At 59.6% G+C, this 22,407-nt stretch carries 16 protein-coding genes and 3 pseudogenes; 7 read left to right on the top strand and 12 right to left on the bottom strand.

The features are described 5' to 3' along the window. Positions 1-4: 4 nt before the first annotated feature. A complete protein-coding gene (locus AC0C6X_RS13510; protein ID WP_247958853.1) occupies positions 5-1,204 on the top strand; it encodes an efflux RND transporter periplasmic adaptor subunit in 1,200 nt (399 codons plus the stop codon). Between the two features lie 300 nt (positions 1,205-1,504). On the opposite strand, the gene AC0C6X_RS13515 is transcribed toward AC0C6X_RS13510, so the two are convergent. Together AC0C6X_RS13515 and AC0C6X_RS13520 are read right to left on the bottom strand one after the other, a co-directional pair. Further along, positions 1,505-2,113 (bottom strand): DNA-3-methyladenine glycosylase I, encoded by a 609-nt coding sequence (locus tag AC0C6X_RS13515; protein ID WP_247958852.1) that lies wholly within the window; start codon positions 2,111-2,113, stop codon positions 1,505-1,507. A 305-nt stretch (positions 2,114-2,418) separates the two neighbouring features. Continuing rightward, a complete protein-coding gene (locus AC0C6X_RS13520) occupies positions 2,419-3,939 on the bottom strand; it encodes an amino acid permease (RefSeq protein WP_472953566.1) in 1,521 nt (506 codons plus the stop codon). Positions 3,940-4,463: 524 nt separating this feature from the next. Here AC0C6X_RS13520 and AC0C6X_RS13525 point away from each other — a divergent pair. Continuing rightward, entirely contained in the window at positions 4,464-4,904 is a 441-nt protein-coding gene (locus AC0C6X_RS13525; protein ID WP_376741687.1) for a hypothetical protein, read from the top strand. A 491-nt stretch (positions 4,905-5,395) separates the two neighbouring features. Next, on the top strand, positions 5,396-6,643 hold the full coding sequence (locus AC0C6X_RS13530; protein WP_247958851.1) for a glycosyltransferase: 1,248 nt from the start codon (positions 5,396-5,398) through the stop codon (positions 6,641-6,643). Here AC0C6X_RS13530 and AC0C6X_RS13535 read toward each other — a convergent pair whose 3' ends face one another. Then, positions 6,644-8,098: a TrkH family potassium uptake protein gene (locus AC0C6X_RS13535; protein ID WP_173519179.1), complete on the bottom strand. Its 1,455-nt coding sequence runs from the start codon at positions 8,096-8,098 to the stop codon at positions 6,644-6,646. Positions 8,099-8,374: 276 nt separating this feature from the next. Here AC0C6X_RS13535 and AC0C6X_RS13540 point away from each other — a divergent pair. After that, positions 8,375-9,492: pseudogene (locus AC0C6X_RS13540) on the top strand (IS110 family RNA-guided transposase). Between the two features lie 1,009 nt (positions 9,493-10,501). Here the strand turns inward: AC0C6X_RS13540 and AC0C6X_RS13545 are convergent. Further along, a pseudogene (locus AC0C6X_RS13545) lies at positions 10,502-11,119 on the bottom strand (DUF433 domain-containing protein). Between the two features lie 181 nt (positions 11,120-11,300). Then, a pseudogene (locus tag AC0C6X_RS13550) lies at positions 11,301-11,420 on the bottom strand (fumarylacetoacetate hydrolase family protein); the annotation flags it as partial. Positions 11,421-11,488: 68 nt separating this feature from the next. Between AC0C6X_RS13550 and AC0C6X_RS13555 the strand changes: the two are divergent. Both AC0C6X_RS13555 and AC0C6X_RS13560 read left to right on the top strand, forming a co-directional pair. Beyond that, positions 11,489-11,767 carry a CopG family ribbon-helix-helix protein gene (locus AC0C6X_RS13555; RefSeq protein ID WP_173519178.1) on the top strand — a complete coding sequence of 93 codons (279 nt, stop codon included), beginning with the start codon at positions 11,489-11,491 and terminating at the stop codon, positions 11,765-11,767. Further along, on the top strand, positions 11,755-12,045 hold the full coding sequence (locus tag AC0C6X_RS13560) for a type II toxin-antitoxin system RelE/ParE family toxin (RefSeq protein WP_173519177.1): 291 nt from the start codon (positions 11,755-11,757) through the stop codon (positions 12,043-12,045). The genes AC0C6X_RS13555 and AC0C6X_RS13560 overlap by 13 nt, the downstream gene beginning before the upstream one ends. Positions 12,046-12,639: 594 nt before the next feature. On the opposite strand, the gene AC0C6X_RS13565 is transcribed toward AC0C6X_RS13560, so the two are convergent. After that, entirely contained in the window at positions 12,640-13,965 is a 1,326-nt protein-coding gene (locus AC0C6X_RS13565; RefSeq protein ID WP_173519176.1) for an NAD(P)/FAD-dependent oxidoreductase, read from the bottom strand. A 235-nt stretch (positions 13,966-14,200) separates the two neighbouring features. On the opposite strand from AC0C6X_RS13565, the gene AC0C6X_RS13570 reads away from it, so the two are divergent. Next, positions 14,201-14,677, top strand: coding sequence for an Lrp/AsnC family transcriptional regulator (locus tag AC0C6X_RS13570; protein WP_472953570.1), 477 nt, complete (start codon positions 14,201-14,203; stop codon positions 14,675-14,677). A 159-nt stretch (positions 14,678-14,836) separates the two neighbouring features. Here the strand turns inward: AC0C6X_RS13570 and AC0C6X_RS13575 are convergent, their stop codons facing one another. The 6 genes from AC0C6X_RS13575 to AC0C6X_RS13600 form a co-directional block, all read right to left on the bottom strand. Beyond that, complete coding sequence (locus AC0C6X_RS13575) at positions 14,837-16,492, bottom strand: ABC transporter ATP-binding protein (RefSeq protein ID WP_173519174.1); 1,656 nt, start codon at positions 16,490-16,492, stop codon at positions 14,837-14,839. Further along, entirely contained in the window at positions 16,492-17,355 is an 864-nt protein-coding gene (locus AC0C6X_RS13580; RefSeq protein WP_173510806.1) for an ABC transporter permease, read from the bottom strand. Before AC0C6X_RS13580 ends, AC0C6X_RS13575 begins: the two co-directional genes overlap by 1 nt. Then, entirely contained in the window at positions 17,352-18,302 is a 951-nt protein-coding gene (locus AC0C6X_RS13585; RefSeq protein WP_173519173.1) for an ABC transporter permease, read from the bottom strand. The genes AC0C6X_RS13580 and AC0C6X_RS13585 overlap by 4 nt, the downstream gene beginning before the upstream one ends. Before the next feature lie 85 nt (positions 18,303-18,387). Further along, positions 18,388-19,998: an ABC transporter substrate-binding protein gene (locus AC0C6X_RS13590; RefSeq protein ID WP_472953574.1), complete on the bottom strand. Its 1,611-nt coding sequence runs from the start codon at positions 19,996-19,998 to the stop codon at positions 18,388-18,390. Between the two features lie 69 nt (positions 19,999-20,067). Continuing rightward, positions 20,068-20,781: an HAD-IA family hydrolase gene (locus tag AC0C6X_RS13595; RefSeq protein ID WP_173519171.1), complete on the bottom strand. Its 714-nt coding sequence runs from the start codon at positions 20,779-20,781 to the stop codon at positions 20,068-20,070. A gap of 243 nt (positions 20,782-21,024) precedes the next feature. Then, positions 21,025-22,401, bottom strand: a complete 1,377-nt coding sequence (locus AC0C6X_RS13600; protein WP_173519170.1) for an aspartate aminotransferase family protein — start codon at positions 22,399-22,401, stop codon at positions 21,025-21,027. Positions 22,402-22,407 lie beyond the last annotated feature (6 nt).

The raw sequence follows: 22,407 nt of genomic DNA on the forward strand, positions 1-22,407 counted from the left end.
GCTGATGAGCATTGCGAAGCGCAGGGTGGCAATCTGGGGCAGCCTGCTCGCCCTTCTAGCGGCCGGGATCGGCTATGCATTGCGGCCGCAGCCAATTCAGGTCGATCTCGCCACCGCCGAGACCGGCGTGTTGCGCGTCACCCTCGACGAGGAGGGCGAAACACGGGTACGCCACGTCTACACGCTTCACGCGCCGTTGCGCGGCCAGTTGCAGCGCATTACCGCCGAGGCCGGCGACGTCGTTGAGGCCGGCGAGACTCAACTCGCACAAATCGAAGCCGCGCCGCCCGCCTTCCTCGACGTGCGGACCGAGGCGGAGCTGCAGGCGGCGGCCGAGGCGGCGCGAGCAGCCCACAACCTTGCTGCCGCCGAACTCAATAAGGCTAAAGCCGATCTGACCTTTGCCGAGGGGGAGCGCGCTCGCGCTCGACTGCTGATCGAACGTCGGACGATCTCGCAGCGCAGTCTGGAAGATGCCGAGCGTGCCTACAATGTCGCACAAGCCAATCTCGCGACAGCTGAAGCCGCCCTGAAAGTGCGAGAGTACGAGCTTGCTCAGGCGCAATCTCGCCTGCTGTCGCGCCAGGAGATCAGGAGCCTGCGTGAGCCATGTAACTGTATGCCGGTTACGGCGCCAGTGAGCGGTGTCGTTCTTCAGGTATTGCGCCGCAGCGAAGGCGTGGTGGAAGCGGGAACGCCGCTGCTCGCTATAGGCGACCCAACGGATCTTGAGATCGCTGTCAACTTCCTCTCAGAGGACGCAGTGCGGATCCAGCCTGGCCAGCAAGCGATCATTACCGGCTGGGGTGGAGAAGATCTCAATGCAGTCGTGCGGCGCGTCGAACCGTTCGGGCAGACCGAAGTCTCGGCGCTCGGGATCGAGGAGCAGCGCGTTGATGTTATCCTCGATTTTGTTTCATCTCCGGAACGCTGGCGTTCGCTTGGCCATGGTTATCGGGTCGACGTGCGCGTCCTCCTCTTCGAGGGGGAAATTCTTATGCTGCCACTCGGTGCGCTGTTCCGGCAAGGCGAAGAATGGGCCGTCTTCATCGCGGATGAGGGAAGGGCACGTATCCACACTGTTGTCGTTGGACACCGCAACAACCTAGCGGTTGAAATTCGCGAGGGCATTCGACAAGGGGAGAAAGTCGTTCTCTATCCGAGCGACCGGATCCGGGATGGCGTGGCTATTGTTCAGCGTTAAAGAAAGGGATCAAACGATCGCGCTCCAACCCTTATGATGCTTCCTGTGAACAAGATTAATGGCACAATTCTTTTGCTCGCTGGTTTCGGCAGACAAAGCACGGCGTCGCACCTGAAAGAGGCTTTCGTACAGCTCGAAAGAGTGACAGCGGCGGACTTGTTGTCGTGTCGGGGCGAGGTGCCCGAAACGTTCACCGCCGTGCAGTTCCCGGCGCGCGCCTATGCTCATTCATCCTTATGAGGACTGTAGAATTCGAGCAGTCCCGCAACCCCTGGAAGATCCTGGGTTCTCTCCTGTCTGTCACATTGGGCGCTGGAATTCCACTCTTGCTTCTTCGACCGAAGCCCTGATCTCGCATCCCCAGGCATGGTCATTGATGAGCCCCATCGCCTGCATGAAAGCGTGAACGGTGGTTGGTCCCACGAAGGACCACCCACGCTTTTTCAAATCTCTCGATAGCGCAATTGAAGCTGCGGAAGTCGATGCAGTCTGCGGTTCGGCGCAATCTTCCCGTCTCGGCTCGAAGCGCCAGATATAGCTGGCGAAGGAGCCCTCCGCCTTGACGGGCTCTTGCGCACGCTTCGCATTGTTGATGACTGCATTGATTTTGCCACGATGTCGTACAATTCCCTCGTCGCTCAAGGGTCGATCGATGTCGGCGTCGTTGAATTGTGCGATGCGATTGAAATCGAAGGCCCAAAAGGCAGACCTGAAGTTCTCGCGCTTGGCGAGGATTGTTCGCCAACTCAAGCCCGACTGAAAGCCTTGGAGGCAGAGCCCTTCGAGAAGACGAAAATCGTCGGAGACCGGAAAGCCCCACTCGGCGTCATGGTAATGAAGAAACTCGGGTGCGGTCGCGCACCACCGGCAGCGCAGCCGCCCGTCATGACCCAGGACAGTTCCGCTCATCGATTACTCTTTCAGAAAAATAAGCCGTTCATCAACGCGGCCTGGCGTGACTTCGTGGATATCGGCGCTCACCACTCGCTCTGCCAAGAAAGGATCCTCCTGAACCAACGCTTCGAGGCTTTTCCGATCAATATTGTGGGCAAGGTGTGTCCCGCCCGCGTTCGGCTGGAGGCTGCCTGCAAGAAGAAAAGATTGGATGATTGGGGCTCCGGCGGTCGGAGCGTTGCTCTCCTATATGTTAGTCGAACGGTGCTGTTGCTTTGCAGTAGGCCAACGTGTGGTAGCTGGCATGACCCGCTCAAGTTTCACCTGTGCTGCATCGATGCGGCGCCCTCTCGCTGCTTGACCGCAAACTCTTCCTCGGGCGAATAAACCAGCGTCTTGCGGCCGTAGACGGCGAAATAGAGGATTGCGAGGGCGTACCAGATAGCCACCCCGATGATGCCTTTCTGATAGAGTGGATCGGTGAGCTGGAAGAAGATCGTGACAAGTGCAATGACCACGGTGAGCGCCGCGCCCGGCACACCGAACGGACTACGATATGGCCGTTCGATATGCGGGAAAGCGCGCCGCAGTTGAATGAAGGTCAGCCCCTGCAGGAGGTAGGAGAACATTGCACCGAATACCGCCATGTTCAGAAGCACGCCCCCGATGAATGACCCCGCCAACTCACCTCCTTGAGTGAACCACACGACCAACATCACAAGGTAGCCAACCAGCGCACCGGCGACCAACGCAGTGTTGGGCGTCTTGTGTTGTCCGTGCGTCACCGACAGGAAATGTGGAAAATAGCCGGCGCGCGAAAGCGAATATATCTGCCGCCCGAAGGCGAAGATGATCGCGTGGAAACTGGCAATCAGCCCAGCGACTGCGAACAGTGCGAGAATCTTAGCCCATCCGGCCCCATAGATCGCGCGGAAGCCATCGAGGATTGGCTCGCCCGAAGAGCCGAGCTTGAAGGCACCGTCTGGAATTGCCGGATTGATAATCAGCACCAGGAAGCCTGTGGCAATCAATGTGAACATGCCGAGCATGATGCCCCTCGGCATATCACGCTTTGGTTCGACGGACTCTTCGGCGGCGAGCGGTAGTTGTTCGATGGCAAGAAAAAGCCATACGGCGAAGGGCATTGAGGCCAGCACACCATAGAGGCCGAACGGCAGGAACGGCCCACCCCCATCCGGGAGCTCCGTGATCGCGCCAGTCGCCGGGTCGACGCTGATATTCATTGCATATTTTCCGAAGTCGATGAACGGAATCGCGCTTACGAAAAACAAGCAAAGGATCGCCAGCGCGACCAGCGTGACGACCATCGTCACCGCGAATGAAAGCTCGACGCCCCGAACATTGAGGCCGACGAAGATAATATAGCCGATCAGCCACCAGACCGGTTGGAAGCTTTGTGGTGTCTCAAAAATTCCGGTGAGGTATGCGCCGATAAAGAACACAACCACCGCCGGCGTGAGTACATATTCGATATTCTCCGCTACGCCGGTTATGAAGCCACCCCACGGCCCGAAAGCAGTTCGCGCGAAAGAGTACGCGCCGCCTGTATGCGGCAGAGCAGGACTCATTTCGGCGATAGAATAGGTAAGGCCGAGATACATCATCGTGATAAGAATGGTGCCGACGAACATCCCGCCCCAGCCACCCACTGCAAAACCGAGGTTCCAACCTGAAAAGTCGCCGGAAATGACAGCGCCCACGCCGAGGGCCCAAAGTGAAAAGACGCCCGCGTGGCGCCTCAATCCTCGCCTTTCGAAGTACTCTTGACCGGGCACGTGGTAGGTTACGCCGCCCTCGTGCTCCCTGCTATCATTGGCCATGACCGTGCCTCCCGATCAGAGTAAACGTGTACGCGGAAACGCGGTGCGACGAAGCGGAATTAGGTTGGTATGAGCCGTCGCCGGACAAGTTCACCTTTCGAGGACTTTATGCAAAGAAAATCTCAATTACGCCGCAGCTTCCGCAGCACTTCAAAAACAACTTCACGCCTAACCAGCTGATTTGTCAAATGTTGGTCGTTTCCTTTGCGCGGAAAATGAGAAACTATAAACGCATGATAGCGCGCTCGTGGTACAGAAGCGCGATTTGGTACTGAGATAGTATTAAAAGGACGCTGCTTCTGCTTCGATAGTTAAGAATCAGCGCGCTATACAAATATAATTTCGCCTGACCCCGACAGCCGCTTCGGTTTACGCTGGATTCGTGACTCAGGCAAAGCTGTGATATCCTACTCGATCGGTAGCAATCCGACGAATACACTGCAGGGGAAGTAAATTTCCCCTGAAGCGGGCGCTGCAGCTGGGCATATGCCTGGGCGCGAACTGTAGAACAGTGGGAGGCGACAATGGAGCATCAAACACGAGAACGGCTTCAGAGGATAGCCGATGTCCATACAAATATGCGTCGCGCATTGACGCGGGGCGAGCGTCTAGCTCGATGGGTAGAGCTCTTGGAAAGAACACCTGATCGGTACCTCAACACGCTTTCGGAGACCGAGTACCGACCGGCTGCAATACGGGATGGGATGCGAAGCGACAATTCTCCCCTTACCGTGGCCTTTGAGGATTCCGTCCTGCGCGCTGACGGTCTTGGTGGTGATACTTACGGGGAGACAAAGCGGTTCTTCGAGTTGAGCGACCTGGATATGCATCAGCTTGTGTGCAGTTGCCATTCTGGAGCTACGGTGCGCGCCGCGGTTGTCGCCGAATGCGTTCGTGAAGTGGCTGCACCGGGTCCCGGATTGTTCGCCATGCTGTTGAACGCGATGATGATTTTTCGAGTCTAGGTAGGTAGCGCTGAAATGCTCCATCGGAAGAGGGCGCTGACCGAGGCGAGCTTGAGCACTGCTGCCTTGCCTCCCCGGAAGTGCCTACCAGATAAGACTGCTACACTCGGCCCGAGTGACTGCGAGCGATCAGCAGCGGCCAGTATTCTTGCGCGGGATATCTGATCCAAGGGAAGTATGGCCCCGACGAGCCGCTGGCGGCGAGGCCATGCAACAATCGGTGCGTAGCACACACGATTTCCCTCCACGTCGAGCCTACCGTTGCGGCGGAGACGTCTCAGAGTTGAGGGGCGAATTCCATATCTTGGTCGGCAAGGACGTTTCCGCGGGAGCGGGCGCACTCTTCTAAGACTCCGAATTGGGTTCCCCAAATTTGTGCAACAGTTGTTCTTAGGGCTACAACGGGGCATTGTGCATGAATGCGATCTGACCCAAGGCGTTTATGCGCGAGTGGGTGTGAGCTGTACGGCGCGGAAGGAGCCCTTCGTCCATTGCGTATTAGCATCCACACCTACGGAACACGTGGAGACGTCCAGCCGTATGTCGCCCTCGGCAAAGAATTGCTGCGCGCCGGCCACTCAGTTCAAATTGTCGGGCCGCATCAGTATGGCTCGCTGTCATTGCAGCATGGCGTGCCATACGCATCGTTGCCGGATGAAATGATCCGGCTGCTCGACACCCCGGCAGGCAAGCAAGCCATGGGGCGAGGCAGTGCGCTTGCGGGCTTCAGGTTGCTCAAAAACATCCGTCCGTTGATGAGTGATCTGCTCAGTCATGAATGGCTGGCGGCGCATGCATTCTGGCCCGAGATGATCGTTTATCATCCTAAATCAATCGCGTCGCCACATATGGCGGCGCGATTGGGATGCCTGTCGGTCTTGGCGGCGCCTCTTCCCGTGCTCACTCCGACGTCGGCGTTTCCAACCCCAATGGTCCCGTTCCACACATTGGGGCCATTGAACCGGATGAGCCACAGGTTGACCGAATGGTCCTCGCAGCGACTGTTTGCGAAAAACCTGGCTCAGTGGAGGAAGAAGTCGCTGGGGCTCCCCCAATGCTCGGCACCACCGCGAAAGCCAGCGCGGACGCTCTACGCCTATAGTCGATTTCTCGTGCCCAGCCCCCCAGACTGGGGGCAGGATGTTCATGTCACAGGCACGTGGTGGCTTGACGATCCGGACTGGAAACCGTCGGCCGAGCTTGAGGCGTTTCTCGCCGGAGGGCCTGCGCCAATTTTTGTGGGGTTTGGAAGCATGCCGAACCTCGACGGTGAAAAACTCGCCGCCATATTCGTGGAGGCAACCAGCCGAATCGGCAAGCGCGCGATTCTCGCCACAGGCGGCGCTCTTGGAAACGTGGCTGGTTCGGACCGCATCTTCCCGATCGAATATGCTCCGCATGATCAGCTATTTCCGCGAGCCGATGCGGTAATTCATCACGGAGGAGCGGGAACGACTGCCGCAGCCTTACGCGCCGGGAAGCCGTCGATAATTTGCCCTTTTTTTGGGGATCAGCCCTTCTGGGCGCATCGTGTGTGCGCTTTGGAGGCGGGGCCGCCTCCACTCGACATGAAGCACCTCACGGTCGAAAAGATCATCGCTGCCCTCCGGGCAGTCGACGATCCGCGGATTCGCTCCGGTGCGTCAAAAGTCGGCTTGGAGATGCGAGGCGAGGGTGGCGTTCAGCGCGCCATTCGCATCCTGGAGGACCTCGACACGACGCATAGATCGGGATCGTGATCAACTTCTCCAGAAGAACGGAGAGAAAAAGACGAGGACCGTCATCACCTCCAAGCGACCCATGATCATCAACACCGTGAGCACGCCGAGGGCTGGATCCGACAGGGTCGCGAAGTTGCCGGCAGGTCCGATCACCGGTCCAACCCCGGGGCCGACGTTGGAAAGTGCGGTGATTACACCTGAGGTCGCCGTAAGGATATCATAGCCCAATGCGGCCAGGGCAAGGCTGCCCAGCGCCCACAACGTTATGAAGACGGCGAAGAACAGAAGGACGGCCCGCTGCATATCGGCGTCGACAGTTGCTTCACCGTATCGAACCGTCATGACGCTGTTTGGATAAAGAATGCGAGTGATCGCGGGTTTTACGGTCCCGAAGATAATGACGAAGCGGTAGGCCTTTATCCCTCCGGCCGTAGACCCCGAGCATCCCCCGGCGAAAGTCGCAAAGAACATCAAGATTACCGCGAAACTACCCCAGAGGGTATAGTCTTCGCTCGCGTACCCGCAAGTCGACAAAATAGAAGCGAGATTGAAAAAGGCGTGCGACAAAGCCACGCCGAACGGCACGCCGTTGGTGAACCTGTGATAAGCGGCGAGCAGGAACGCCGCGACGGTGAGGTACCCCAGGAACACGAGGATTTGCGGGTCCTGCAGGGCTTTGGCACTTCGCTTGACAAGAAAGAGAATAAGAATGGAGAACGGCAGGCTGCATAGCGTCATAAAAAAGGTCGAGGCCCACAGCAGCGGCACGCTTTGGAAGTATCCAAACGAAGCATCGTGCGTCGAAAAACCGCCCGTAGCCACCGTCGTCATGGCGTGATTGAGCGCGTCGAACTGCGTCATGCCAAGGACGTGGTACACCGTAAAACAGACGAGCGTGATGGCGATGTAGATGACGACGAACGCCCGCATAAAGGTGGCAATGCGCGCAAAGACTTTCTCGTTTGTGTCGGACGATTCCATACGGAAGAAGGAAATGCCGCCAAGTCTCAAGAACGGCATGACGAAAAGTCCAAGAGCGACAATTCCAATGCCGCCGAACCATTGCAGCATCGATCGCCAAAGCAAGATTCCAGGTGGCGCATAATCGAGCCCGGTCATGACCGTCGATCCGGTCGTGGTGACGGCCGACGCGGACTCGAATATAGCTTTCATCAGGCTCATATCTTTAGATGACAGCCACAACGGGATGGCACCGATCAACGAGAACACCACCCAGAGCAGGTTTACCAGCAAGAACCCGGTCTTGCGGTTCAATGGAGGTGGGGTGTCGCGTGTCGCAAGCGCGGCCGCACCGCAGAAACCGCCACAGAAAATCGCCGCCCGCGTAAACACCATCCAATCCGGGTGCCCGGTATAAAAGTCCACGAAGGCAGGCACCAGCATCGCGCAGCACAGGTAAAAGCCGAACACCGCTGCAACGTGGAGCGCGGATCTATAGGTTTCAGCTGACATGAATGGCCCCTGGTCCTGGATTTTGTTCGAACGTGACGCTTCCTTGTGAAGAGGTCAATGAACAACAAGGCCTAAGCGGGGATCCAGCGGTTTGTGGTTGCCGGGCGATCCTCGTCGAGCCGGGCCACCTTGAACTGGTGAATTGCGGGTCTGCAGTTCGATTCCGCTCAGACCGTATGTTCTCGGGGTGAAGGCGGCTCACCCTCGCCGTAAGCTGAGATCGGGGGTTGCTTCGGAGTGGCCGAAGCCGAGCCCCAAGCTTAGCGAGGATGAACCATGGATCAGCATAGCAGACGTTTCGTCGGTCTGGACGTCGCGAAACTGAAGATTTCTGTAGCAGTCGCAGATGGCGAGCGGGGTGGTGAGGTAAGATTTTTTGGGGACATACCCTCAGATCCGGCGTCGGTGGCGAATGTCGTGCAAAAGCTGGCCAAGCGAGGAGCTAAGCTCCACTTCTGCTACGAGGCAGGGCCTACAGGTTACGAACTCTACCGCCAGCTCACCGAGATGGACCATGATTGTGTGGTGGTGGCACCGGCACTAATTCCCAAGCGTCCCGGAGATCGAGTGAAGACAAACCGGCGCGATGCGGTCAGCTTGGCGCGGTTACATCGTGCGGGTGAGCTGACAGCGGTTTGGGTGCCTGACCGCGGGCACGAGGCTATGCGCGATCTCGTGCGGGCCCGAGAAGCAGCACAGGAGGCTCAAAAGCGGGCGCGTCAGCAGCTTCAGTCGTTCCTCCTTCGACATGGCCGCGTCTATTCGGGCCGCTCATCCTGGTCGCTGGCGCATATGCGGTGGATATCGACTCTGAAGTTCGAGCATCCGGCGCACTTCATCGTGCTCAAGGAATACTGCCAGGCGATCGAGGATGCCGAGGTGCGGTTGAAGCCTCTGACCGATCTGATATCGGAGACTGTCAAATCCTGGACGATGGCTCCTGTTGTTGAAGCCTAATCAGGCGCTGCGGGGCGTGTCGTTGATTGCCGCCGTCGTCTTTGTTGCCGAAATTGGCGACATCCGCCGCTTCGAAAACCCCCGCCAGCTGATGGCCTTTCTTGGCCTCGTTCCGTCAGAGAGCTCGACAGGTGAACATATCAAACGTGGTGGCATCACTAAGGCCGGGAACTCTCGGGCCCGTCGCCTGCTGGTTGAAGGCGCATGGGCTTACCGCTTCCCTGCGCGGGTAAGTCGATCCAAGCAAGCGCAGTTGGAAGGCCGTCGAGAAGCGTTCGCGAAATAGCCTGGAAAGGTCAGCTCCGCCTCTGCTCACGCTATCGAAAAATGACCCTCGCGGGCAAGCAAAGGCCGTCGCGATCACCGCGATCGCGCGAGAAATGGCGGCATTCCTCTGGGCTATTGGCCAGGAAGTGCAACCAGTTCATCAAGCTTAGCCAAGCGCCCCGCATAGAGCGCGCATTAGAAGGAGGGCAAACATCGATCATCTGCTGATGCCCAATGTTGGAGGCAGGGCCCTGGTCGGGGAATCTTCGATGGAATTGAGTGGCCGACGACGTCGATGCCCGTGCTCAGAGAGAAGCAGCCCCAGGCGTACACACCGAAATGCGGTATTCAACCCGCGTATAAGAGTTTGCAAACCGTCGTCTTGACGCCCTGTCTCCTACATTGCGCATTAGCTACACCCTAAAGGACCAGCCATTGTTGGCGGGGCGAACAGTCGTGGTTACGCCACTTGCAAATGAACATAAGAATTCCAACGAAACGAAAATTGCGCCAAGATCGATGGGGGTAGCGGTCGGTGCTTGAGTTTGATCTGGTGTCATCGGCATGGTTGGCCTCCAGAGAGTTTTCTAGCGACCTCACTCTGCCACGGTGCTGGCCGCTACTCACCCCTGATGGGATCTCAAGAGCCCCGATTTTGGCAATTATGTAGAAAAGATCTTCCGCGGTTTCCGAACACACGTTGGGCGTCGAGGCTCAGATGAAAGTCGAGGGGTGCGCGCGCCCTTTTTGACTATTCTTTCGGCAGAGCGTAGCGAAGCACGCGCAGGTCTTCGTCTTCGAGGGAAATCTCCAACACCCGATTGATGAGATCATCGTCATTGTCGAGCTCGATCAATGCCTGCTCGAACAACTCAATTGCATGTCGAGGTCCATGCCGGGTGGGCCGTTAAGGCAGATCAGCCCGGCATGGATGGCGACGTCGGCATATTGTCCCTTGGTGCCTGGCTTGTCTTTTGGTCCCCGGAAATCGACCGAGTTTTCGTGACAAATGTCCAGTCGCCTTCGAGAATGATCGGTTTGAGCTCCCGGTCCTTCAGGCCGCCTTCGCCGTGGCCCTTTCGATTGCCATTTTTGCCAGTTGAGGACTGAGGCACTCGTCGATCAGAAACTTCATCCCGTCTTCCTACGGCGGGGGACGCGACGATCCGTGGGGATGACCTAGCCTTCGGGAATGTCGCGGGAGACGCGGGGCCGGCCGCGCAAGGGGTTCGCTTCCGCATAGATAGAGGCGAGCCTTATCTTCTCCGCGTCCAGGCTAGGCCAGGCTTCCAGGATGCGCTCAACCGAATGACCAGCAGCCACGGATGCGGCAACATCATAGACCGGAACGCGGGTGCCGAGGATGACAGGCGTATCGCCAAGGACGTCGGGTGAGGCTGTGACGATCTCTCGCGCTGCGGCAAGTCGTCCAGCCGTTCGCTCGCACCTCTCATAAAGGGCATAAGATCGATCGTCAGAAACTCATGGTGCACGGTCCAGTCCTCGCGCAACAGAGCCGCCCAGGGGAGTGTGCGCGCTTTTGCCAGTCGCGCCTCTGCGGTGCGGATAGCAAACAATCGCTCCTCCGACGTAAGGCGGCGTGCGCTCTCAAAATAGAAGGCGATGAGTGAACAGGCCCCCGCCAGGATGTGGCGGCCATTGTCGAGCGAAACGAAGGCGTCTGGCAGAACGTGCTCATCAATGACGCGATTGATGTCGCGTAAGCTCACGCGTGAGACAACGGCGAGCCTCGCTCGCCTTCAGCATTTCCGCAACTGCAGACACCTGAGCCTCCATATTAAATCTTCCGATGTGGCGGAATATATAATTCGCGATCGAGGAGTTCCGAGCCTCCCTAAAGTGTCAGTATTGAGGACGGGCGTGCTGTTCCTGTTTTGTGCGTCGAAAGTCGCATAATGTATCGTCTGGAAACGACGGCGTGGGATTTCCGTTAGCGGTCATTCTCCTCGACGTAAGATCAGTCGTCCGCGCGTGCGAACTGCTTCTGGGTGCCGACGCCGGGCGGCTTGCCGGTCGAGATGATGTCGCCCGGCTGCAGCGACGTGTACTGCGACAGGTAGGAAACGAGATGCTGGATCATAGACAAGTGAAACCGCAGCACTTATATTTAGCGCTTGGTATTACCTTAAACTAAGGACGGCTGCTATGGCATCCCCGACTTCGCTCAAGCTCGATGATGAGTTGAAGGGCCGCGTTCAACACTTGGCTGAAATCCGTCGCCGGTCGTCTCACTGGATCATGCGAGAAGCGATTGCGCAATACGTCGAGCGAGAAGAGAAGCGAGAAGCATTGCGACAGGACACGCTGGCGGCGTGGGAGGAGTATCAATCGACCGGCCTCCATGCCACTGCGGCTGAGGTCGAAAACTGGCTATCCACGTGGGGAGCTGACGACGAGAGTGCTGCGCCTGAATGCCACAAATAGTCTTCTCTCAGGCAGCGGTTCGTGATCTTGAGCGCCTCCGAAAATTCTTGCAACCGAAAAGCCCGTTGGCAGCAAAGCGCGCGGCTGAAGCCATTCTAACAGGTGTGCAAGCCCTTGGCGTACATCCAAAATTGGGGCGCCTCATTGATGATTTGCCGGATCAGTATCGAGAGTGGCTCATCGATTTTGGAGATAGCGGATACATTACACGGTACCGCATTGACGACGACGTTGTGACAATCCTCGCCGTGCGGCATCAGAAAGAAGCTGGCTTCTGAGGGTAGACCGGCTGTTGGTCTGGTTATCAGCGAAGGCCAACGGGCCGCAGTGGTTCACCCGCCCGAAGAACGCATAATGTATCGACTGGAATGGCCATCTTAGGTATCGCAAGCACTCTAGCGGTGCAAAGCTGCCACTCTGATGAAGCCAGGTTTGATTAATGTCCCGGATACGAGATTTGGTTGGTGGTGGAGACATTCATTCGTGGTTGTCCAAACGTATTTGAACCGCTTGTTCGCTTCGAACACCGAAATCTGCACTAGCTGACGTAAGTGGACGGCCGGATCTGAGCGGAGAGGAGCTTCACAACCATCTTTTTAAGGGTGATGGTTTAGAGCGGGCCGTCCAGAGCCGTCGTGAAGAGAGCCCTTCGTGCCTCGGGATTGGTTTCAGCGCCGGCGGAACTGCTTTATGGCATGCCGTCAAGGCGGGTTTGAACTTGCAAGCTCTGATCTGCATTTCGTCGACGAGGGATGACGTCCCGCTACGGCTTCCTTCCGGTGGACTGGTCCTCGCTTGATCGACGCTCAGCATCCTCGCCGCCGTCAAACGATTCTGCCAAAAAACAATGACCGAACTATGGATTCAGGTGACTAGAAATCGGCGACCTTACCCCAGACGGATTTTCGGAAGCGGTCCGGATGGTACGCGCGGGGGTCGACGATTGGCTCGTCACCGGTGACGATGTCGGCGATCAGGTGACCGGCGCCAGGACCAATGCCGAAGCCGTGCCCACTGAAGCCGGCGGCCAGGATGAAGCCTGGTATGGTGGCGATTTCGCCGATGCACGGCACACCGTCGGGCGTGCTGTCAATGTAGCCGGCCCATGCGGCGGCGATGCTGGTGTTCTTCAGGTCAGGCAACAGCTCGACCGCGCGTGAGTGAGTGAGGCGAATGGTGGCCTTGTCGACTGCGGGATCAAGGATGCGCATACGCTCCATTGGCGTCGGAGCATCGATGCGCCAACGGGTGAGGCTCTCGTGACCGGAGCGCAAACCTTCAAGGCCGCCGCGTGCAAGGCTGCGCCAGCGCCGGGCAAACATCGGCAGAAACTGCGGCGCGAAGCGCAATTGCTGTGGCGTCGGGTCGACGCGGCCGCGGCCGCTGATGGCGAGTGTATAGCCGCCGTCGGCGCGGCGCGTCACCGAAACAGCGGCCGTATGCAGCGCATCCGGAAGGCCGATGGCGCCCGGCGAGACGGCGAGAATCGATGAGCGGACAGACGCTTGGGGAAAGCGGATATCGAGCTGGCGGCAGAAGGAGGAGGCCCAGGCGCCGCCGGCGAGGACGGCCGTTTTCGTGCGGATGGTGCCATGCTCGGTGACGACACCGGATAGGCGACCGCCTTCTGTCTCGATGCCGCGGGCGGCGCAGGACTGGTGCACGGTGCCGCCAAGTTTGAGGATCGCACGCGCGACCGCGGGTGCCGCGCTTGCCGGATCGGCGGTGCCGTCGCTCGGCGAAAAGACGCCGCCCTTCCATGGCTTGCCGGTTGCGCGGCCGCGCTCGGTCGCCTGGGCGCTGTCGAGCATATGGGTGGTGACGCCGACGGTCCGGGCGAAATCGCGCCAGCGTGCCCAGCCGGCCAGTTCCTCTTCGCTATTGCTGAGGTAGAGCAGCCCACAGCGGCGGAAACCGGTGACCTCGCCGCTCTCGGCGGCGAAACGCTCCCAAAGATCGAGGCTCTTCGTCGCCATCGGCAATTCACGGGCGTCCCGGTTCTGCTGGCGGCACCAGCCCCAGTTGCGACTCGACTGTTCCGCGCCGATCCGTCCCTTCTCGACGAGGGCGACGTTCAATCCGCGGCGGGCAAGGTAATAGGCCGCGAACACGCCGACAATGCCGCCGCCGATTACCACGGCATCGGCGGCATCGGGCAACTGCGGAGTTGTGTCGACGAGTTTCAGTGGTGCGGGCATGGCGGGACCTCCGTTTCGAGCGCAGTCTAGCGGCTTGGGCGCGAAGGCGTTGCCGGAGTATGGCCGAAGCGCAGCAGAAGATGCCGTCTTGCAGGAGCAATGCCGCCCTTTCTGCTTTGGCCCACTGTCCCAAACCAAATCGACACGCCTCTCCAATGTGTTAAGGTCATCGTCGGGAAAATCGCAGCACAATCTGCTGCGCCGTTGGCCACTTCAGCAAGGGGAAAGGCCCGCCATGAAACTCGACCGGATCGACATCAAGATTCTGTACGAACTGCAGAAGAATGGCCGCATCACCAATGTGGAGCTTGCAGAGCTCGTCAATCTTTCCCCGAGCCCATGCCTCATGCGGGTCAAGAAGCTGCAGTCGGAGGGCTATATCGAGGGCTACTCAGCGCAGATCAACGTCAGCAAGCTCGGGCAAACCCTTACGGTCTTCACCGAGATCACGCTGAAGAACCACCGGCAGATCGACTTCGCCCGCTTCCTTGCGTCGATAGAGAAGGTCGACCAAGTGATCGAATGCCATCTGGTGTCCGGCGGCTACGACTATCTCCTGAAATTCGTCACGGCCGGGATCGGCGAATACCAGACGATCATGGAGCGCCTCACCGACATGGACGTCGGCATCGACAAGTATTTTAGTTTCGTCGTCTTGAAGTCGCCGATCGTCAAGGTGCACATGCCACTGACCAGCCTGTTTCGGATGTAGAATCTTCGGATCGGCTTGCGCCGGCTTGCGCAGCGGGCGCCTGCGATCTGGCCCGCTCCTCCGGAGCCGCACCTGACAAGGTATGATGTTTCGTCCGCGTCTCCTTCGGTCCTTCTTCGGACTGAGGCGATGGCCAGCAGGTTGGAATGAGCCGGCGCCTCAGCGCTGGCGATAGGCTCGCACGAGCTCCGGATCCTGTTCGAGCCCATCGAGCCACGTGGGATCGAGCCTCGGCACCGACGAGAAGAGCAACTGCGAATAGGGATGCTCAGGTGTCTTGATCTTCGCCGGCGAGATTTCCTCTACCTTTCTGCCGCCATACATCACGACGATCTCGTCGCAGATCGACTCCACCACGGAGAGGTCATGGCTGATGAAGATGTAGGAAAGACCGAGCTCGCGCTGCAATTCCTTGAGGAGATCGATGACGGCGGCGGCGACCACCGTATCGAGCGCCGAGGTGATTTCGTCGCAAAGGATCAGCTTCGGGTCGGCGGCAAGCGCGCGGGCGAAGTTGACGCGCTGCTTCTGGCCGCCGGAAAGCTCGCCCGGGCGGCGATGACGCAGGTTGCGCGGCAGACGCACCATGTCGAGCAGCTCATCGATGCGTGCGCTACGCGCCTTGGCATTCATCCCGTGATAGAAGGTAAGTGGCCGGGCTAAGATGTCCTCGACGGATTTCGCCGGATTAAGCGCCGTATCGGCATATTGGAAGACGATCTGCATTTCGCGTAGTTCGTCGCGCGAGCGCTCGCGGGCGCTGCGACCGAGTTCCTTGCCGTCGAAAACGATCTTGCCGACAGCGGCCGGCAATATGCCGGCGATGGTGCGAGCGAGCGTCGACTTGCCGCAACCGGACTCGCCGATGATACCGAGGTTGCGCCCCTTCTCCACCTTGAGACTGACATGCTCGACCGCGCGCACGAGCGGCAGGCCGTCGGCCTGAACCTGGCCGTAGCCTGCGATGAGATTTTCGATTTCGAGCAACGGGGCCGGACCACTCTCGGCCGCGCCCGCAGCGCCACGGGGTTTCGGCTCGAAGGCGGCGAGCAGCTCCCGCGTGTACGGGTGCTTCGCGCCATTGAGGATCTCTTCGGTCGTGCCGATCTCCTTGGTCTCGCCGCCTTTCAAGACGACGATCCGATCGGCGATCTGGGCGACCACGGCGAGGTCGTGCGAGACGTAAACGCCGGCGATGCCGCCTTTCTTCATGACCGACTTGAAGGCGCGCAGCACCTCGATCTGCGTCGTCACGTCGAGCGCCGTCGTTGGCTCGTCGAAGATGACGAGCTTCGGGTCCCCGATCAGTGCCATCGCCGCTGAAAGCCGCTGCAACTGGCCGCCGGAGACCTGGTGCGGATAGCGCCTACCAATCGTTTCGGGCTCTGGTAGCGACAGCGCTCGGAAGAGATCCACTGCGCGGGCGCGCGCCTCGTCGGACGACATAATCCCATGGATGCGGGTGACCTCGATCACCTGGTCCATGATTGTGGTGGCCGGGTTGAATGCGGCGGCGGCTGATTGCGGAACATAGGTGACCTCGGTGCCGCGTACCCTGGCGCGCTGCTTTTCGCTCAGCGTCACCATATCCTTTCCGGCGACTGAGACGCTGCCGCCGGAGATGCGACAGCCGGGACGGGCATGGCCCATCAGCGTGAGTGCGATCGTCGTCTTGCCGGAGCCGCTTTCGCCGATCAGCGCCACGATCTCGCCCTCAGCGATGTCGAAGCTGACGCCGTTGATGATCTCGACGCGGCGGCCGGAATCGGTGGTGGCTTCGACCTTCAGGTCGCGGATTTCTACGAGATTTACCATCATTCGCTCCGATCGCGGATCTTCTTGGGCAGGTTGTCGATCAGCAGGTTGACGCTGATGGTGAGGCTGGCGATCGCAAAGGAGGGAGCCATCACCGCCGGTGCACCAAAGGGCAGGCCGCCGATATTCTCACGCACGAGAGCCCCCCAGTCTGCGTAAGGCGGCTGGACGCCGAGGCCGAGGAAGGAGAGGCCGGAGAGCAGGAGAACGATGAAGACGAAGCGGATGCCAAGGTCGGCAAGTACTGGTCCGACGATGTTCGGCAGGATTTCCGAGCGGATGAGATAGAGCGTGCTTTCGCCACGGATGCGGGCGACGGTGATGAAATCCATCGCGTTGATGTTGACGGCAAGCGCGCGGGCGAAACGGTACGCGCCGGGGATATAGATCACCGACAGCGTCAGGATTAGTACGGGAATGGAGGAGCCGACGGCAGCGACGACCACAAGGCCGAACAGCTTGCTCGGGATCGAGTTGAGGGCGTCGAGGAAGCGGCTCAGGACCGTGTCGAGCCAGCCGCCGGCGACCGCTGCGAACATGCCGAGCATCACGCCGCTGAAGCAGGCGATCGTAACTGCCGCAAGCGAGATACCGACCGTATAGCGGGCGCCCATCAGGATTCGCGAGAGCATGTCGCGGCCGAGATAATCCGAGCCGAGCCAGAAGTCGCGGCTCATCGGGCCGAAGTAGTCGAGGTCGACGATCTCGCCGACGGGGTAGGGGATGATCAGCGGCGCGAAGATCGCGATCAACGCCCAAAAAAGGATGACCGAGAGACCGACCATGCCGATGATGTTGAAGCGATAGCCAAGCCGGGTTCCTGAAATCCGGTCAGCCTTGGTCTCAGAATTGGTCATTGTCATCGGAGCCTCGGATTGGAAAGGATGGCTATGATATCGGCGGCCGTGATCAGGAGCAGATAGCCGAGGCAGAAGATCATCGCGCAACTCTGGATCAGCGGCAGGTCGCGAGTGGCGACGGCGTCGACCATCAGCTTGGCAATACCTGGATAGTTGAAGATCGTCTCGACAATGATGACGCCGCCGAGCAGGTATGAGAGCGAAAGCGCGACCGCGTTGACAATCGGGCCCAGAGCGTTCGGCAGCGCATGCCGAAACACGATGCGCGGCCGCGAGGCACCCTTGAGCAACGCCATCTCCACATAGGGCGTGTTGAGCGTCTCGATCACCGCTGCCCGGGTCATGCGGATCATTTGTGCCGAGATGACGAAGGTAAGGGTGATCACCGGCATAGCATAGATGCGCAGGAGCTCTGTCAGCGACGTGACTTCGTTCGCGAAGGAGAGCGCCGGCAGCCATTTCAGGTAGACGGCGAAGATCAACACCGCGGAGGTCGCTATCATGAATTCCGGCACGGAGATGACCCCTATCGTCAGCACGGTGACGGCGCGGTCGTACAGCGAGCCACGTAGCATCGCCGCCGTGATGCCGAGCGTCAGCGCGATTGGCACGGAAAAGAGCGCGGTGACGCCCGCGAGTTGCAGCGTGTTGATGAAGCGCCCGCCGATCAGATCCGCGACAGGCATCTCATTGGCATAGGAGGTGCCAAGGTCGCCCTGCAGCAAACCAACGATCCAGCGCAGGAAACGGAAGATCGCCGGGTCGTCGAGATGCATGGCCTTGCGCAAGCCTTCGACTGCCTCCGGCGTGGCGGCCTGTCCAAGCAGGATCGTCGCTGTGTCTCCCGGCAAGAGCGTCGTGGCGAAGAACACGGCGAAGGAGACGATCACCAGCGTGATCAAGGCGATGAGCAATCTGCTCAACACGAGCGATAGGACACGATTGTTCACACGCGTTCCCTTTCGGCATTCGAGATTTCAAACCAAAAGGATCAGGGCTGCAGCGCTGCGGCTGCAACCCCGACCGTTCGCTTCATCAGGCTTCGAGCCAGACATATTCCGCGAAAGCATAACCCATCTGGCCGCCAAGCGGGTTGGCTTCCAAGCCCTTGAGCTTGGCGGTGATCGCATCGACATTGGAGATATAGGCCGGAATGATGGTGCCGGCTTCGTTTGCGACCATCACCTGCATCTCGTTGTAGATCGCCTTGCGCTTCTCCTGGTCAAGTGAGCCGCGCGCCTCGATCAGCATCTTGTCGAATTTCTCCGACTTGTACTGGCTCTCGTTCCATGGCGCTTGCGAAGTATAGAGTAACGAGAACAGGATGTCCGGTGTCGGACGCGGGTTGATGTTGCCGAAATGGACCGGTGCCTTGAGCCAATAATTGTCCCAATAGCCGTCGGCCGGAACGCGCTGGACATCGAGCTTCAAGCCGATCTCGGCAGCGGAAGCCTGGATGATCATTGCCATATCGATCGACGAGTTCGCCGCCTCGGATGCGATCACCGGGATCGACTGACCGAGAACGCCGGCCTTCTCGAAATGGAACTTCGCCTGCTCCGGATCGAACGCCCGCGGCTTCAGGTCGCCATTATGGTAGAAATTTGCCGGCGAAACCGGCTGGTCGTTGCCGACTTCTCCGAGGCCGCGGAGCGCCGACTTGACGATCTGCTCGCGGTTGACGAGGTACTTCATTCCCTCGACGAAGTCCCGCTTGCTGCCGGGCTCCAAGTCCATGCGTATGTTGAGATTGGTGTAGTTGCCCGAGGTGGTTTTCGAGAGCACGAAGCCGTCGCCTTGGGCCTCGACCAGGCGCATCGAGCGCGGATTGATCGTAGCAGCGAGATGGATGTCGCCTGAGAGCAATGCGTTGACGCGCGAGCTATCGTCGCTGATCGCGAAGTACTCGAAGGAATCGACGTTCGGGCCGGACTTCCAATAGTTCTTGTTCTTGATGCCGATCGAGCGTACGCCGGGCTCGAAGACCTCCCTGACGAAGGCGCCGGTGCCGTTCCCCTTGGAAAAATCCGTCGTGCCATCGGCGACGATCATGAAGTGGTGCATCGACAGGATGGTCGGCAGGTCGGCGTTCGGATTTGCGAGCGTGATCTCGACTGTCTGCTTGTCGACGGCCTTGAAGCCTGTCATCTGCGCGGCGATCTTCGCGACCTTCGAACCGACGGATGGATCGAGATGGCGTTTCAACGAGAAGACCACGTCGTCGGCGGTTAACGGCTTGCCGTCGTGGAAGGTGACGCCGCTCCTCAGTTTGACCGTCCAAGTCTTCGCATCCTCAGACTCGATTGCCTCAGCGAGCTCCATCTGCGGGGTGCCGCTCTTATCGAGGAAGGTGAGACGGTTGTAGAAGGAGCAGCAGCGCACATAGTCGGTGGAGAGCGATGCCTTGGCCGGGTCGAGCGTGTCCGCAGTCGAGGACGACCAGCCGGCCGCCTTAAGCGCGCCGCCGGAGACCGGCGTTGCGGCAACCGCGTTGGAGGCGCGGCCGAGCACGAGACCGCCGGCGGAGAGAGCAACGCCGCCCGCGAGCATCATCTGCAGCAGCTCACGGCGTGTAGCGCCGCGGCGGATGGCGTTTTCGACCAGGGCGTCGTCGGAACTGGTCCAATTGGTGATCTTGTCGTTCATGTCATTCCCCTTTTCGTTGTTGACGGGCTGCACGTCTTCCGCGGACTTAGACCCAATCCGGTGAACTGGTCAGCTACGTGCGACGGCCACGGCATCGGCAAGGCCGGCCAAGGAGGTGAAGTGGTAGTCGGGCTCGGTGAACTCGGCCGGCTCTATGGTGCCGCCGTAACCTTTCTGCGCGTGGCGCCGCTCGATCCAGCAACTGGTCAGTCCGAGCTTCCGCGAAATGCCTATGTCGTGGTACTGGCTCTGGGCGACATGGAGGACGTCGTCCTTCGAATTGCCTTGCGAGCCGATGAAGTCGAAAACCTTCTGAAAGAAGGCGGGGTCAGGCTTTTCGGTGCCGGTATCGTCGGCGGTGAAGGCGGCGTAGAAGGGATCGCCCAGTTCCTCGGCGAAGAAATCGAAGGCCCAGCGGCGCGCATTGGTCATAGCGACAAGCCGGTAATTCTTCGCAAGGCGCGCCAGCGCTTCGGCGCTGTCTGCGAAGGCCCTCCAGTTCCTGGCGGAGTCCCTGAGACGCTCGCCATATTTCCGCTCAGTCGGAAGGCCGAGCTTCGGCGCGATTTCAAGATAGACGCGCACCAGATCGTCCGGGAAGAGGTCGGCGTCCTTGGAGTAGCGCGCTGCGCGGTAGAGGCTGAGCGCCTCCTCGCCATCGATGGCGACACTGGCCTCGGCGGCGACGCCGGCGAGGCAATCCTTGAGACCGCCCTCGAAGTCGACCAGCGTGCCGACGACGTCGAAGGTCATGTATTTGAATTCGGGAAGGCTCTTGTGCACATCGATTCCCCAGTTTTTTCGCGTCCCACGTCGGAGCGCCGACTTCATGAAGAAGAATATTCTGTTCCCGTCGGCGGGATGTTCTCTCCCGCTCTTGCTGGAAAGGCCGCATATGCTGGGATCCGGCCGCTTCCTTGATTTGAGTTTGGCAGTTGTGCCGCGCTGGAGTCTCTGAAAGGGCGCCGTAGCGCGGCACAAAATTTCGAATATGGCGGTTCCGCGACATATCGCGTCAGTCGTCCATCAGGCCCTCAAAGCCTGGCGAACATCCAGGTCTTCCAAGGTCTCGTTCAACGTTTGGCGGGTGCGCTCGACGATTTCGTCGATCTCCGCTTCGGTGCAGCAGAGCGGCGGCGCGTAGCCCAGCACGCCATTGGCGAAGGCACGGATGACAAGGCCGTTTTCCCAGGCACGGTCGAAGATGCGGCGCGCTGGCTCCGCGGCTGCCGGCAAAGGGGTCTTCTTCACTTTGTCGACGACGAGTTCGACGGCGGCCAGCATGCCACGGCCGCGCACATCGCCGACGAGCGGGTGGTCTCTCAGGTTTTCAAGGCCCTGCATCAGACGGGCACCGGCCTTCCGCCCATTTTCCAGCAGGCCGCCTTCGTAAAGCTTCAGCACTTCCAGGCCGACCGCCGCGCTGACCGGATGAGCCGAATAGGTATGGCCGTGGCCGACGGCGGCAGCGCCGGCACCGTCGGCGATCGTCTGATAAACATGGTCGGCCATGAAGACCGCGCCCATCGGCACGTAGCCGGAAGTGAGACCTTTGGCCGTGGTGATGAAATCCGGCACGGTCTCGTCCTCTTCGCAGGCGAAGAGCGGGCCAGTGCGGCCGAAGCCGGTGATCACCTCGTCTGCAACGAAGAGGATGCCGAGCTCGCGGCAAAGTTCGCGCATCGCCTTCATCCAGCCCCTGGGCGGCACCAGCACGCCGCCCGAGCCTTGGATGGGCTCGGCATAGAAGGCGGCGACGCGCTCGGGGCCAATATCCTCGACCTTGCGACGGAGTGCCGCCAGCGATGCGTCAATGATTGCCTGCGGATCCTCACCCACCGGATTGCGGTAGGCATAATGCGACGGGATCTTGTGCTGCCAGTCGAAGGGAATGCCGAAGCCGGCATGGAAGGCCGGCAGCGCGGTGAGGCCGGCGCCGACGGTCGAGGAGCCGTGATAGCCCTGTTCGACCGAGATGAACTGATCGCGCTGCGGCTCGCCACGGGCATTCCAATAATAACGGATGAAGCGGATCGTGCTATCGACGGCATCGGAACCGCCCAGCGTAAAGTAGACATGGTTGAGATCGCCTGGCGCGCGTTCGGCGAGTTCAGAAGCGAGGCGGATGGCCGGCTCCGAACCGAGGCCGAAATAGGCCGTCGCGTAAGGGAGTTCGCGCATCTGCTTTGCTGCCGCCTCGACGATACTTTCATGTCCGTAGCCCGCATTGACGCACCAGAGTCCGGCAAAACCGTCGATCATTTGCCTGCCCGAGGCGTCGGTGACCGTTGCACCTTTGGCCGAGGCGAGCACGCGCACGCCGAGCTTTTCGTGGCTGCGATAGGAGGCGACCGGATGGATCAGGTGGGCACGGTCGAGCTCGATAAGGGAATTGCTGTACATAATGAT

Source organism: Ensifer sp. VA4 (genome assembly GCF_055710065.1).